Source organism: Polaribacter sp. SA4-12, assembly GCF_002163675.1.
Taxonomy (GTDB): domain Bacteria; phylum Bacteroidota; class Bacteroidia; order Flavobacteriales; family Flavobacteriaceae; genus Polaribacter.
On the sequence record NZ_CP019334.1, the window covers coordinates 1,659,135 to 1,672,155 of the forward strand.

Annotated in this window: 17 protein-coding genes; 11 read left to right on the top strand and 6 right to left on the bottom strand. The window is 29.0% G+C overall.

Features of this window, described 5'->3' with window-relative positions:
• The first annotated feature begins 3 nt into the window (after positions 1-3).
• From BTO07_RS07065 to BTO07_RS07100, 8 genes are all read left to right on the top strand, one after another.
• Complete coding sequence (locus BTO07_RS07065) at positions 4-1,560, top strand: NAD(P)/FAD-dependent oxidoreductase (RefSeq protein WP_087520563.1); 1,557 nt, start codon at positions 4-6, stop codon at positions 1,558-1,560.
• A gap of 58 nt (positions 1,561-1,618) precedes the next feature.
• Positions 1,619-2,056, top strand: coding sequence for an ATP-dependent zinc protease family protein (locus BTO07_RS07070; protein WP_087520564.1), 438 nt, complete (start codon positions 1,619-1,621; stop codon positions 2,054-2,056).
• Positions 2,056-2,931: a 30S ribosomal protein S6--L-glutamate ligase gene (gene rimK / locus BTO07_RS07075; RefSeq protein WP_087520565.1), complete on the top strand. Its 876-nt coding sequence runs from the start codon at positions 2,056-2,058 to the stop codon at positions 2,929-2,931. Before BTO07_RS07070 ends, rimK begins: the two co-directional genes overlap by 1 nt.
• A complete protein-coding gene (locus BTO07_RS07080; protein ID WP_087520566.1) occupies positions 2,921-3,871 on the top strand; it encodes a succinylglutamate desuccinylase/aspartoacylase family protein in 951 nt (316 codons plus the stop codon). The genes rimK and BTO07_RS07080 overlap by 11 nt, the downstream gene beginning before the upstream one ends.
• A 17-nt stretch (positions 3,872-3,888) precedes the next feature.
• Complete coding sequence (locus tag BTO07_RS07085) at positions 3,889-5,343, top strand: energy transducer TonB (protein ID WP_087520567.1); 1,455 nt, start codon at positions 3,889-3,891, stop codon at positions 5,341-5,343.
• A 26-nt stretch (positions 5,344-5,369) separates the two neighbouring features.
• Positions 5,370-5,813 (top strand): hypothetical protein, encoded by a 444-nt coding sequence (locus BTO07_RS07090; protein ID WP_087520568.1) that lies wholly within the window; start codon positions 5,370-5,372, stop codon positions 5,811-5,813.
• 238 nt (positions 5,814-6,051) lie between these two features.
• Positions 6,052-6,324, top strand: coding sequence for a hypothetical protein (locus BTO07_RS07095; RefSeq protein ID WP_157663303.1), 273 nt, complete (start codon positions 6,052-6,054; stop codon positions 6,322-6,324).
• On the top strand, positions 6,321-6,590 hold the full coding sequence (locus BTO07_RS07100; protein ID WP_087520570.1) for a hypothetical protein: 270 nt from the start codon (positions 6,321-6,323) through the stop codon (positions 6,588-6,590). The genes BTO07_RS07095 and BTO07_RS07100 overlap by 4 nt, the downstream gene beginning before the upstream one ends.
• A gap of 335 nt (positions 6,591-6,925) precedes the next feature.
• Here the strand turns inward: BTO07_RS07100 and BTO07_RS07105 are convergent, their stop codons facing one another.
• From BTO07_RS07105 to BTO07_RS07130, 6 genes are all read right to left on the bottom strand, one after another.
• Positions 6,926-7,372, bottom strand: a complete 447-nt coding sequence (locus BTO07_RS07105) for a thioesterase family protein (RefSeq protein WP_087520571.1) — start codon at positions 7,370-7,372, stop codon at positions 6,926-6,928.
• Positions 7,373-7,531: 159 nt separating this feature from the next.
• Positions 7,532-8,392: a DUF5777 family beta-barrel protein gene (locus BTO07_RS07110; RefSeq protein ID WP_087520572.1), complete on the bottom strand. Its 861-nt coding sequence runs from the start codon at positions 8,390-8,392 to the stop codon at positions 7,532-7,534.
• 3 nt (positions 8,393-8,395) lie between these two features.
• Positions 8,396-8,941, bottom strand: coding sequence for a YceI family protein (locus BTO07_RS07115; protein WP_087520573.1), 546 nt, complete (start codon positions 8,939-8,941; stop codon positions 8,396-8,398).
• 12 nt (positions 8,942-8,953) lie between these two features.
• On the bottom strand, positions 8,954-9,370 hold the full coding sequence (locus BTO07_RS07120; protein ID WP_087520574.1) for an OB-fold protein: 417 nt from the start codon (positions 9,368-9,370) through the stop codon (positions 8,954-8,956).
• Between the two features lie 10 nt (positions 9,371-9,380).
• Positions 9,381-9,743: a c-type cytochrome gene (locus BTO07_RS07125; protein WP_087520575.1), complete on the bottom strand. Its 363-nt coding sequence runs from the start codon at positions 9,741-9,743 to the stop codon at positions 9,381-9,383.
• A 141-nt stretch (positions 9,744-9,884) separates the two neighbouring features.
• The gene (locus BTO07_RS07130; RefSeq protein ID WP_087520576.1) at positions 9,885-10,985 is read right to left on the bottom strand and encodes a LytR/AlgR family response regulator transcription factor; all 1,101 of its coding nucleotides are present in this window, start codon (positions 10,983-10,985) and stop codon (positions 9,885-9,887) included.
• A gap of 151 nt (positions 10,986-11,136) precedes the next feature.
• Here BTO07_RS07130 and BTO07_RS07135 point away from each other — a divergent pair, with 151 nt between their 5' ends.
• The 3 genes from BTO07_RS07135 to BTO07_RS07145 are packed head-to-tail and all read left to right on the top strand — an operon-like array spanning position 11,137 to position 13,004.
• Complete coding sequence (locus BTO07_RS07135; RefSeq protein ID WP_087520577.1) at positions 11,137-11,574, top strand: OB-fold protein; 438 nt, start codon at positions 11,137-11,139, stop codon at positions 11,572-11,574.
• Complete coding sequence (locus tag BTO07_RS07140) at positions 11,567-12,112, top strand: YceI family protein (RefSeq protein WP_087520578.1); 546 nt, start codon at positions 11,567-11,569, stop codon at positions 12,110-12,112. The genes BTO07_RS07135 and BTO07_RS07140 overlap by 8 nt, the downstream gene beginning before the upstream one ends.
• Positions 12,102-13,004: a DUF5777 family beta-barrel protein gene (locus BTO07_RS07145; RefSeq protein ID WP_087520579.1), complete on the top strand. Its 903-nt coding sequence runs from the start codon at positions 12,102-12,104 to the stop codon at positions 13,002-13,004. Before BTO07_RS07140 ends, BTO07_RS07145 begins: the two co-directional genes overlap by 11 nt.
• The last annotated feature ends 17 nt before the right edge of the window (positions 13,005-13,021 follow it).

A 13,021-nucleotide genomic window follows, 5' to 3' on the forward strand; every position in this document is an offset into this window, starting at 1 on the left:
CCTATGGTAAAAGAAATTCAACTTCGAGTAAACTTAATTGAAGAACGTAAAGAAAATACGCTTTTGTACAAGGCTTCTAAGCAATTAGGAATTGATAAAAGTGAAATTTCTGCAGTTAAAGTATTGCGTAAATCGATTGATGCTCGTAAAAAAGACATCATCTTTAATTATAAAGTGGCTGTTTATATTAATGAAGAAGTACCCGAGAAATCTGATTATATTTTTGAATATAAAGATGTTTCTAATGCCAAAGAAGTTCATATTATTGGTTTTGGTCCTGCAGGAATGTATGCTGCTTTGCGTTGCATAGAGTTAGGTTACAAGCCTATTGTTTTAGAACGCGGAAAAAACGTACAAGATAGAAGACGTGATTTAAAAGCCATAAATCAAGATCATTTTGTAAACGAAGATTCTAATTATTGTTTTGGTGAAGGTGGTGCAGGTACCTATTCTGACGGAAAACTATATACCAGAAGTTTAAAACGTGGAGATGTGAGACGTATTTTTGAAAACCTTGTTTTTCATGGCGCTACAGAACAAATTTTAGTAGACGCGCATCCACATATAGGAACAAATAAATTACCTAAAATCATCGAAAATATTCGTGAGAATATTTTAAAATATGGTGGTGAAATTCATTTTGAAACTAGAGTTACCGATTTTAAAATAAAGAACAATAAATTACAAGTAATTCAGTTGCAGAACGGAACAGAAATGGCTGTTAATTCAGTGATTTTAGCAACGGGTCATTCTGCAAGAGATATTTATGACTTGTTGCATAAAAAAGAAATTGCTTTAAAAGCAAAATCTTTTGCAATGGGAGTTCGTGTAGAACATCCGCAAGAAATAATAGATCAAATTCAATATCATTGTAAAGGCGAAAGAGACGAACTTTTACCTGCAGCAGCATACAGTTTGGTGCATCAAGTAAATAACAGAGGTGTGTATTCTTTTTGTATGTGCCCTGGAGGTTTTATTGTACCTGCTGCTACTGCAAATGGTGAAGTTGTTGTAAACGGAATGTCGCCAAGTAGAAGAAATAATCGTTTTGCAAATTCAGGAATTGTTGTTGAATTAGACATTGATAAAGATTTTAAAAAATACGAAGAATTCGGACCTTTAAAAGGTTTAGAGTTTCAGAAAGATTTAGAGAAAATTGCCTTTTTTGCTGGTGGAAGAACACAAGCTGCACCTGCACAAAGATTGGTAGATTTTGTTGATGGAAAATTATCTCCAGAATTAAATGATTGTTCTTATCAACCAGGATTAAATTCTGCGCCATTGCATTCTCTCTTACCAAAAATTATTGGTGGAAGATTACGCAAGGGTTTTGCTGCTTTTGGTAAGAAAATGCATGGTTATTATACCAATGAAGCAAATATTATTGGTGTAGAATCTAGAACTTCATCACCTGTAAACATACCAAGAAAAGAAAGTTTAGAACACACAGAAATAGAAGGCTTATTTCCTTGTGGTGAAGGTGGTGGTTATGCAGGAGGAATTGTTTCTGCAGCAATGGATGGAGAGCGTTGTGCTGAAGCTGCAATTGCAAAATTTTAAAACTTTTTTGAAATAATTCAATTAGTATAACTAATTTTACTTGTATAAAACACTATAAATGAAAATAACTATTGGTCGTGTTGATAAAGCTGATTTTCCAGAATTATCTCTTTTAGACATCGATCTTAAAATTGACTCTGGAGCTTACACATCCTCTATTCACTGTGCTAATATTGAAGAAATTAGTGTAAATGGAGAAAAATCAATTAAGTTTACATTGTTAGACCCAGAACATCCTTTATATAATAATAAAGAATTTTTAACAAAAAAATATACATCAAAAGCTGTAAAAAGTTCGAATGGAATTAGCGAAGAACGATTTTTAATAGAAACAGAGATTTTTATATTCAATCAAATTTTTCCAATTCATTTAACTTTAACAGAAAGAAAAGATATGAAGTTCCCTATTTTATTAGGAAGAAAATTTTTGAATAAAAAATTTATTATTGATACTGCTAAGAAAAATATATCCCACAAATTAAAAAATAAAATATAATGAAAATTGTAATTCTATCTAGAAACCCAAAACTTTACTCTACAAGTAGATTAGTAGAAGCTGCTGAAAAAAGAGGGCATGAAGTTATGGTTGTAGACCATTTAAAATGCAACATCGAAATAGAAAAAAGATCTCCAAAAATATTTTATAAAGGAGAATACTTAACAAATATTGATGCTATCATTCCAAGAATTGGTGCTTCTGTAACTTTTTATGGTACAGCTGTAATTCGTCAATTTGAAATGATGAAAGTATTTTCTGCGGTTTCTTCTCAAGCATTGGTAAAATCTAGAGATAAATTAAGCAGTCTACAAATTTTAGCAAGAGCTGGAGTTGGTTTACCTAAAACGGTTTTTACAAACTACACAAAAGACGTAGAACATGTTGTAGAATCTGTTGGTGGCGCACCTTTAATTTTAAAGTTATTAGAAGGAACACAAGGTTTAGGTGTTGTTTTAGCAGAAACTAAAAACGCGGCTACTTCTGTTTTAGAAGCTTTTAATGGTTTAGGAGCAAGAGTAATTGCACAAGAATTTATTAAAGAAGCTGGTGGAGCAGATATTAGAGCTTTTGTTGTTGATGGAAAAGTAATTGGAGCAATGAAACGTCAAGGTAAAGAAGGAGAATTTCGTTCTAATTTACACAGAGGCGGTAATGCAACTATTATAGAATTAACAGACGAAGAAGAAAAAACTGCATTAAAAGCCACTAAAGCTTTAGGTTTAGGAGTTGCTGGTGTAGATATGTTACAATCCTCTAAAGGACCTTTGGTGTTAGAAGTAAATTCTTCTCCAGGTTTAGAAGGAATTGAAACTGCTACAGGAAAAGATATTGCCAAAGAAATCATTCGTTATTTAGAAATTCATGTCGAGTAAACCTTTTATCATTTTAGGAAAAGAAATTCCTGAAGGAAAACGTACCGTTTTAGATTTAGAAGTTGCAAAATTACACACAAGAACAACCGTAAAAGTTCCTGTTATTATAGAGCGTTCTAAAAAACCTGGGCCCGTTGTTTTGTTATTAGCAGGTATTCATGGAGATGAAACAAACGGAGTTGGAATTATAAGAGAAATTATAAGTCAGAAAATAAATATACCAATTACTGGAACAATCATTTGTATTCCTGTTTTTAATATTTTCGGATATTTAATACAAACTAGAGAGTTTCCTGACGGGAGAGATTTAAATAGAATGTTTCCTGGTTCTGCAAATGGGTCGTTAGCGAGTCAGTTTGCAAATCAATTTACAAAAGAAATTGCGCCACATGTAGATTATGTAATTGATTTTCATACTGGTGGAGGAAAACGTGATAATATTGCTCAAATTAGATGTAATAAGGATGATGAAAAAGCGCTAGAATTAGCGAAAGTATTTAACCCACCAATGATTGTTTTCTCAGAAAATATTACAAAATCTTTAAGAGAAACTTTACATAAAATGGGTAAAACTATTTTATTATTCGAAGGTGGAAAATCAATTGAACTAAATCCTACAATTATAAACGAAGGTGTAAACGGAACTAAAAATGTTTTAATACGTTTAGGTTTAATAGAGGGCGAATTAACCGTTAAAGAAACACCCATTTTTGTACACAAAGCAAAATGGTTAAGAGCTTCTCATTCTGGTATGTTTAAAGTGACAACTACAAATGGGTCTTTTGTTAAAAAGAAAGAAGTTTTAGGAATTATTCAAGATCCTTTTGGCGATTTTAAAAAGAAAATTTACGCTCCTTTTGATGGACATATTTTTTGTATTAATAAAACACCTATTGTAAATAAAGGTGAAGCTTTATTTCACATAAGTATAGAAGAGTAATTGAGTAATAAAAAGCTATGAAAAAAATTATTTTACTTGCAATATTCTTCATTTACAATGCTATAAATGCGCAAGACATTAATTGGACAAAAAACGCAGAAGGTCACAACCCAAATCCTAAAAACGAGTTGTCGCTTTACTTTAAAAAACAGGTTTCTAAGAAGCTCTTAAGAAAAGCAGCTTTTGCACCTAGAAAAAACAATATTGCACTTTCCTTTTTAATAAACAGTCAGAATAAACCCTATGCAATACATATAAATGCTTTTGGAAATAAGTTGTTAAAAGAAGAAGTCTTAAAAGCGTTTGAAAGTTATCCTTTAGAAAAATTAAATCTTGAAAATTTAAACAAAAAAAACAGGTATCACCTTCAGGTAATATCTAAAAGCGGTAATAAAAATATTTTTAATTGTAGTTCTAAAATAATTGTAGAACAGCCTCCTATTTGTAATAATTGTGAAGATTTAGAATACTTTGAAGATATAAAAAACTGTTTAGCTAGTGAAGTAAGAAATCACTTATACAAAACAATCGATTTTTCTTTATTAAATTATGTTAATGAAGACTCAATAAATCTTTACATCAAATATGCTGTTACCTCAAATGGATTAATAATTAATAAGAAAACTACAGTACCATTATTTTTTAAAGATGAAGTTTTACGAGCATTAAGTACTTTTCCTAAAATACAAAAAGGAGGAATTCTAAACGATATAATACAACAACCACTTTACAGTTCTTACATCGAATTTAAAAAAGGAGAAACACCCGTTTATAAAAACAGGCATCAAGAAAATGCAAATTTCTCTAAACCTACATTAGACAATGATCTCTCACTTTTTTTTACTGAAAAGTTATCAGAAAATGATTTAAAAAAAATCGATCTAAACAGAATCTATAACCGTTTTGTTATTTCTTTTGAATTAGATAAAAATAAAAAGCTTTTTAATATCAATACAAATGCAAGGTCTGAAGAAATTGACAGAAAAATGATTGCTATTTTTAAAAACTTTCCTTTTGAGAAATTAAATTTTGCAGATACTACTCCTTTTAATCGATATTCTATACAGGTTTTATCTTTTACAAATAATGAAACCATTGTAAATGCAAGCTCTTTAATAAGTTATATAAGAATACCAATATATCCTGGTTGCGAAAGATCTAAAGATATAAAAAACGCAAAAAAATGTTTTAGTAAAGGAGTGCAAAAAACATTTTCTCAAAGTTTTGATACAGAATTACCAAATAGACTTGGTTTAGCTTCTGGAAAAATAAAAGTATTTATCAGTTTTAAAGTAAATTTAGAAGGTAAAGTTAGTAATGTCTACACCAAATTAAGTAGATCAAGTACTGCTCTTTCTAATGAAGTAAAAAGAGTGATGAATTTGATACCAAAAATGACATTTGCGCCTGTTAATAATGGAAAACCTGTTAACATTAAGTATTCCATACCTTTTACTCTTAATGTAAAATAAAAAGTCTTTTTAGATTCAAATTTAATATGAGAAAAACAATTTCAATATTAAGTATTCTGTTAATCTCAATTTTCTCCTGTAAAAAAGAGAATCGATATAAAGACAAATTTGGAAACGAAATAATTGAAAAAGGAGATAAATCATATATAATCCCAGCTAAATATAAAAAAACTGGAGCATCATATAAAATCTTCTTAAGGAATGAAACTGACAAACCGGTGAACATTAAAAACAAATTCACCTTGAAACCGAACGAAAATAAAACATTCAATTTTGTAGATACAGACTCAATTTTATTTGACATTGAACCTAAAATTTATTTCGGAGATACAGGACTTGAAGTGGAAGATAAAAAAGCTAAATTAGCCGGAATTGGAGGTGAATACTGGAAAAAATATAATGTTCCAGATGATATTCAATATGGATTTGTTATTGTAAAAACAGGCGAAGGTGATACTTCGACTGAATAAAAAAAGTCAGTTACAAACAAAAAACTGAGTTTAAAAAACTCTTTTTCTTCCTTAATTTTATTCTAAATCACTTACTTCTTTAGTTAACAAAACAGGTGTTACTACTTGTTGATTTTCTTGGCCCAAAAGCCTAACTTCGCTAACGTCGATTATAAGTCACTTGTGCTGAACTTGATTCAGTATTAAAACGACATCATAATCGTCTTAAGCTGTGGGCAATGCACTAAAAAAAATGAAAATGAAATTTAAAGATTTATACATTACAGCAAGAAATGAGTTGTCTGATTTAGTTCAACTTGAAAATTCTGATTTTAGATTAGAGCAAGCAGAGTATAATAAAAAGGGGAAATATTGGGAAATTGTAGTTTCATACCTTATTGAAAACACAAATGAGCCGATAAATTCGTTAGCATCTTTTGCTGTACAATTTAAACACAAACGAATGTATAAAACTATGAAAATCAAAGACTCTGGAGAAGTTTTAGGTTTTTATATTTACGACAATGAATGATACTTATTGGCGCAAATTCTTTAATTGTATTAATTCTTGGACTTATTAATCCTAATCTGATTTCAAATCATAAGAGGACTTCTATTTACGAAGAAGAAGATTTTTATAATCTTATTGGAGTTATAGAAAACCTTGAGAATCTTGTTATACTTCAGAATGTATGGACTGAGGTGGATAATCTTCTGAATAATTTCACAGGAACTTATAAATCTCAATATGTAAACAAAATAACTGAGGCGATTAAAAGAGTTCCGAGAAATATATAAAATCTTTAAATGCAACTGAAAATCAATGTTTTTATAATTTAGGATTAACAGATACTCTGATTTTAGAACACGCAAAAGAATGTAAATTCTTAATTACATCAGATTCAGCTCTTTCAGATTATGCAACGGCTAATGGAATTAAAGTTTACGATATGGTAAAGACTAAAAATCAAAAATTCAAATAACACTGCACACTACACCTCATATAATTTATGCTTACATCGGAACTAACACAAACGACAAACATTAAACAAACGATTTGCTACGACAGAAAAATCTCCAATTTTTCCAGTCGCACAAATCATATAAAAACCAGTTCTCAAATCTAAAAAAAATCAACCAACTCTTTTGAACCTTTCTTGCTGTAAAAAATGTTTAGCAATCACTTTTGGAGGTGTTAGTGCTTGCCAAGTAGTATAGTCAAACCAAAATAATTCTCTTATTACTTTAGTACTTAATTCTTCTTTTTCGTTATAAAAATAGACTTCAACGCTCATTTTTTGTTGACATAAACCAATTTCTTTGCAAACTAATTCAACAGAAAAAGGTTTTGTAAACATTAAGTTTTTAAGGTGTTTAATTTGATCATTACTTTTTTGCAAACCTACTTTTGATTTGTTCATTTTTAAACTTGTAAATCCATTTACAAACAAAAAAGTTTCTACTATTTTAGAAGCATATTTTAGATACGCTGCATTTTGCATCACCATAAAATCGTTTACATCTTCACCTTTAACAGTATATTTTCTTTTAAACATTGGTTTAGAATTTGAATGATTCATAAATACGATTCCGCTACATTCTTTAATAGAATGACGGTAATAGTTAAAAGTAGATTGTTTTGTCTTTTTTATTAAGAATAAGTGTAGTTCAAAACAATCTACTTTTGGTATTCCATTTTAAGTATCGTGCAATCCTTTTTTATTCGGAATGATAGTACTCTAAAAAGTTCTTGAGATATTAAAACCAAAATGAATATCTCCACCGAAAAAGTTTCCAGTTGTTTCTGTGATAAAACTTTTTTCTATCATCGTAATTGCGTTCGATAAAATAAGTTGAAATACATGTCCCCCAGTTTCTATATCTACACCAAATGCTAATGAGTTTCTTGCATTTATTGATTTAGATTCGTCAAAAGCCAAATAATACTCGCTATTAAAAGAAACTCTTTTACTTAATTTTATTCTTGTTCCTAAACCTACTGCAAAAATATCATGAGGATCTGCTGTTATTTGTACCGTATTTCTATGCACATACGTTGGTGTTACTTGAAATGAAAAAGATGGACTTACTTTTTTAGCTATTAAAACCTGACCAACATAAAACAAGCTTTCTGCAAAAGTTCTTTTATCTGCAGGATCGTAATCTTTTAATGTTTTTACAGCGACACTTCCAAAAAGTGAAATTGCAAATGGAAAAGAATTTGCACCTGTTTTTTGTTTTACGACACTGTACTTTAGAAATCCATCGTAGGTTTTTTCGAAACTACTTCTACCAAGACCAACCGTTAAATCATCATTTAAACCATATTCTAGTGCAAAACGAATATTAGACTGATCTAAGCCAAAAAGTTCATCAAAACCTAAATTTACGCGTCCAAATCTATGAGATATGATAAACTCCAACTCTTTGTCTTTTCTATTTTCTATAGAATGTCCGTTTAAGATTCTTGTTCCTTTAAAAGTTGCTGTAACAATATTATCTGTTTTTGGAGTTTCATTATCTAAAATATCTAATAAATCTTGTGCAGGAAGTTGTACACTTATTAGAAGTACAAAAATGGTGGCTATAATTTTTTTCATCTTTTATTTCTTGTAAGGTTTGTGGTTAAACTCGAAAGTAACTTTAATTTTTTTGGCAATATTTTTAGCAACTACACCAGGTATTTCAATATCATAATCTGCTACTAATAAATTAAATTCGCCATTTACAAGAATACTACCTTCGGTTCTTTTAATATTTGCAGGTATTACAATTTCTTTACTTTTACCATGAATTGTAATTATTCCCTTCACTTCTACTTTTGTTTCTGCATCTTTTATGTTTTCAAAACCGACAATAACTCCTTTAAAAGTTGCTTTCGGAAACTTATCTGATTCTACATAATTCTCATTAAAATGTTCTTGCATTAATGCTTTTTCGAACATAAATGATTTCATTAAAATAGAAATTGCCATTTTACCAGAAGTCGCATCAATAATACTTAATACTTGGTTATTGTCTGCCTTTATATCTTCTACTATTGCAGAAGAGAAAAAAGTTACTGAACCATTTTTTGTTAAATATCTTTCTTGGGCACTGGTTACATTTACCAATAGAAAGCAAATAATAATTGTATAAATAGTTTTCATGTTTTTTTAGTTTTAGTTAATTACTTCACACTTTACAAGAATAACATCTAGTAAATAACCTGTACAAATTCCTTTTACAGAAATGGTTTGTCCTTTTCTTAATGAACTCATTTTTTTTGTGCTTTCTTCAGATAAATGGCATAATACACTTCCAAAATCATCATTTGTTTTTAAGGTAATAATTCCTTTCCCTTTTTCTAGATTCAATTCAGAAACTTCGCCAGATACACTAACAATTTTATCTAAATAAATAGTATTGGCTTTACTTTCATCCGAAGAAAAATCATTTATAATTTTGTCTGCAGTTAGTGTAATATCAGATTTTGAATCGGCTACGTTTATATGAGGTTTGTTGTACATTTTATAGGCAACAAAAACGCCTATAATTCCGATAATTAAAATTGCGATAATAATTTTCTTTTTATCCATCGTTTATATTTTAATTATCTAAAGCGCCACTTTCTACCCAACAAACAATTGCATCAATTTCTGCTTGCGTTAAAGAACCTCCTTGTGGCATTCTTCTGCTTGCAACTTCAGATTTTACACTATTTGCACTTGCACTAATTAAACTGTAAGAAGTTAAATTTGGCGAAGTACCTCCACTTCCATGACATTGAATACAGTTTGCATCAATAACTGGTTTTACGTTTTTAGCAAAAGTGATGTCTTCACAAGGATCTACAACAACAACTTCATCGTCTACTAAATCTTCCTCTTCTACATTAGTTAAACAAGATGCAAAAAAGACAGATAATAGAATAATGAGAAATTCTTTTCTAATTTTAAAGTGGTTTTTCATAATAGTTAGTTTTAGTTTCTATACCGTAAAGTAACTAATAAAAAGGACTTTAACTTCTATTAACTTGCACGAGGAGGAAATAAAAATGGTTAAAAGGGAAAAAAAAGACTTGAATTAAAACATAATTTCTACAAAAATCAATTAAATATTTAACCACTGTTTAAATTCTGCTGCTTTGTTTTTACTGATAATAATTTCTTCGGAAGTTTTAGATTGCAACAAGATTTTAAGTTGACTTTTACCATATTTAATAATTTTATCTATGGCAGCAATGCTAATTATAAATTGTCTGTTTGCTCTAAAAAACAAGGTTGCATCTAAGTTATTATGCATATCATCTAAACTTGTATTTGTGGTAGATCTTTTACCATCAAAACAAACAACATACGTAATGGTGTTTTCTGTATAAACGTAGGCAATATCTTTTATTGGAATTGGTACTAACTCGTTTCTAACATAGGTAAGAATTCTTTTTCTTGCTATTTCTGTTGATGATTCTTCTACTGTAGTTTCTTCTGCAACCTCAACTACTTTTTCCCTATAAGAAACTAAGTCTGTATTCAGTTTTGATAAATTAATAACTTCCGTTGCTAAATTAGAATTCTTTAATTCTAATTGTTTTTCATAAGCACTACCAATAATTCTTACTGCTACAAAAGATAAAATAATAACCAAAACGCCCATTATTAAAAAGATGAGATAGAAATTTCTTTTTAAAGTACCCATTTGGGCATGAATACTATTGATGTTTACATTGGCTGCAACTATTAAATCTGAATTATTTATAGGTGAAATATGAATTATTTCGAAGGCGTTTTTTTCTTTTGAAGTCGATTTTCTTTTTACTAATAAATCGTACAAATCTTCTGAATTGTTCTTCTCTTTTAAAGATTCTAATAACGTTTGATTAGAAGTTACTTTTTGGCCAACCTTGGTAATATCTGGATGACAAACTTCTTTTCCTCCCCAATTAAAAACACTAATAAACCAAGTATCTCTGTTTGAATCTGAAATTATTTTTTGAATATTTTTGACAACATCTTCTTTTTTAATTCCTGATGAAAGTTGAAAATCTATAAAACGAGCAACTTCATTTGCTTCTCTTTTACTAGATTCTACCTGAACTTCTATTAACTGATTTGCACTTACTCTTATAAAATATTGAGATGCAATTGATGCTATCAATAAAAAAATAACTGCAATAGATAAGAAAGTTAAAAAGTATAGTTTGTCTTTTTTCATGCCTGAATTTAAAAGTCGAAATATACTATTAATCTTTTTCTTTTTCCGGTTGATTTTTCCTCTTTAAGTCTTATTTTTCGGCTTTGTACACATTTTAAAGCACTATAATGATTACTTTTAGTTACTTTGAGTACAGTTTTTAACAATCGTTATGAAGAAAAAAAATAACATTCTTTACATTTTTATTGCCCTTTTACTTTTAGTAAATGGCTATTATTATGTAGTTCCTTATTTTACAAATTCTAACAAAAACTTAGAATTAGTAGCACATGAAGCTTCTATTAATTCTAACGATTTAATAGATTCTTTTTTAATAAGTGAAGCAAAAACCAATGAGCTGTATTCTGGAAAAATAATAGAAGTATCTGGTTTTGTAAAGGAAGTTACTTTTTTAAATAACAGAAATACAGTAATATTGTACAGTCAGCATAAAACATCTGGAGTTATTTGTGACATACATCCAAGTCAAATTGAAAAAGTAAAAAATTTAAAAGAGCATCAAAAAATAGTTGTAAAAGGCATTTGCAAAGGTTTTTTAAAAGATGTAATACTGTTAAACTGTTATATAGATTTAAAACTGAATGAATAAAATATTCCCTTTATTTTTATTAATTACCTTATTTTCTGGTTTTAATTCTGATGACAATCAGTTTATAGCAAGACAAGGACACATCTCTTTCTTTTCTTATGCTTCTATGGAAAACATTGAAGCACAAAACAACCAAGTATTAAGTATTTTAGATCTTAAAAACGAAAAAATTGCAGTAAGTATGTTAATGCGTGCTTTTGTCTTTAAAAAGGATTTAATGTACGAACATTTTAATGAGAGTTATATTGAATCAGATATTTATCCGAAAGCAACTTTTGAAGGAGATATCATCAATTTTGAGCCTTCTTTAGATAAGCAAACTAAAATTATAAGAGGTAATTTAACCATTCATGGAATTGCAAAAGAAATAGATATTAAAACAACTATAGAAAAGGTGAATGGCACTTATGCTCTTTCTGGTGAATACAATGTGTTTGTTAAAGATTTTGATATTAAAATTCCACCTATTTTGTCTAGCAATATTGCAAAAATGATTACTATAAAATTCAGCTTTCAATACCAATCTTATGATGAATAAAAAAATATATCAACTATGTACACTGTTGTTTTTTGTTGTAAGTTCTTCATTAAACGCACAAAGTTTATTAGATAAGTTAGACAATGAGTTTCCTGATAAACCTGTTTATGAAATAGCTACTTTTAAAACCACAAGAATTGGTTTAGGTCATTCTATTGAAACGCGTAAAAAAGGCGCTTTACAAATTTCTCTTTACAACAGATATTGGAACATTCCTGATTTTGGAGGAGAACGTTTTTTAGCTGATAAAGTAAGTACACGTTATGGTTTAGAATATGCCTTTTCAGATAATTTTACAGTAGGTTTTGGGTATACAAATTTTGATGAAATTTCTGATGGTTATTTAAAATACAGATTATTAAAACAACAAAGAGGTGCTAAAAAAACACCTATTACAATTACGCTGTTACAAGCAATATCAAATAGAAAAACAACAAGTACAGATCTTTATGGTAAAGAATCTTCTGATAGAAATTATGCTTTTACAAGTCAGGTTTTAATTGCGAGAAAATTTAACCCAGATCTTTCTATTCAAATTACACCAACTTTTATTCATAAAACAGCAACTATTACAAATGATGACCCAAGTAGTCAGTTTGCAATTGGTTTTGGTGGTAGACACAAAATTGGTGGTCATGCATCTATTGTTTCTGAGTATTATTATGTTGCAAACCCTTTAAAATCGATGGACACTTATAATGCTTTTATGTTAGGTGTAAATTGGGAATTAAGTCATTTATTATTACAATTCCATGTTACAAATGCACGTAACTTTGCTGAAGATACTTTTATAACTCAAACTACACATAATTTTAATTTTAAAGACCCTAACTTACATTTTGGTTTTAATGCGACTTTTCTACTACACACAAAAAAGAAAAAATTGAAGTAAAAACAGGTGTTTTCACT

Excerpts from the sequence above, each read along its gene's own strand:
- BTO07_RS07065 (WP_087520563.1), top strand. The coding sequence starts at position 4 with ATGGTAAAAGAAATTCAACTTCGAGTAAACTTAATTGAAGAACGTAAA.
- BTO07_RS07070 (WP_087520564.1), top strand. The coding sequence starts at position 1,619 with ATGAAAATAACTATTGGTCGTGTTGATAAAGCTGATTTTCCAGAATTA.
- rimK (WP_087520565.1), top strand. The coding sequence starts at position 2,056 with ATGAAAATTGTAATTCTATCTAGAAACCCAAAACTTTACTCTACAAGT.
- BTO07_RS07080 (WP_087520566.1), top strand. The coding sequence starts at position 2,921 with ATGTCGAGTAAACCTTTTATCATTTTAGGAAAAGAAATTCCTGAAGGA.
- BTO07_RS07085 (WP_087520567.1), top strand. The coding sequence starts at position 3,889 with ATGAAAAAAATTATTTTACTTGCAATATTCTTCATTTACAATGCTATA.
- BTO07_RS07090 (WP_087520568.1), top strand. The coding sequence starts at position 5,370 with ATGAGAAAAACAATTTCAATATTAAGTATTCTGTTAATCTCAATTTTC.
- BTO07_RS07095 (WP_157663303.1), top strand. The coding sequence starts at position 6,052 with ATGAAATTTAAAGATTTATACATTACAGCAAGAAATGAGTTGTCTGAT.
- BTO07_RS07100 (WP_087520570.1), top strand. The coding sequence starts at position 6,321 with ATGATACTTATTGGCGCAAATTCTTTAATTGTATTAATTCTTGGACTT.
- BTO07_RS07105 (WP_087520571.1), bottom strand. The coding sequence starts at position 7,372 with ATGAATCATTCAAATTCTAAACCAATGTTTAAAAGAAAATATACTGTT.
- BTO07_RS07110 (WP_087520572.1), bottom strand. The coding sequence starts at position 8,392 with ATGAAAAAAATTATAGCCACCATTTTTGTACTTCTAATAAGTGTACAA.
- BTO07_RS07115 (WP_087520573.1), bottom strand. The coding sequence starts at position 8,941 with ATGAAAACTATTTATACAATTATTATTTGCTTTCTATTGGTAAATGTA.
- BTO07_RS07120 (WP_087520574.1), bottom strand. The coding sequence starts at position 9,370 with ATGGATAAAAAGAAAATTATTATCGCAATTTTAATTATCGGAATTATA.
- BTO07_RS07125 (WP_087520575.1), bottom strand. The coding sequence starts at position 9,743 with ATGAAAAACCACTTTAAAATTAGAAAAGAATTTCTCATTATTCTATTA.
- BTO07_RS07130 (WP_087520576.1), bottom strand. The coding sequence starts at position 10,985 with ATGAAAAAAGACAAACTATACTTTTTAACTTTCTTATCTATTGCAGTT.
- BTO07_RS07135 (WP_087520577.1), top strand. The coding sequence starts at position 11,137 with ATGAAGAAAAAAAATAACATTCTTTACATTTTTATTGCCCTTTTACTT.
- BTO07_RS07140 (WP_087520578.1), top strand. The coding sequence starts at position 11,567 with ATGAATAAAATATTCCCTTTATTTTTATTAATTACCTTATTTTCTGGT.
- BTO07_RS07145 (WP_087520579.1), top strand. The coding sequence starts at position 12,102 with ATGATGAATAAAAAAATATATCAACTATGTACACTGTTGTTTTTTGTT.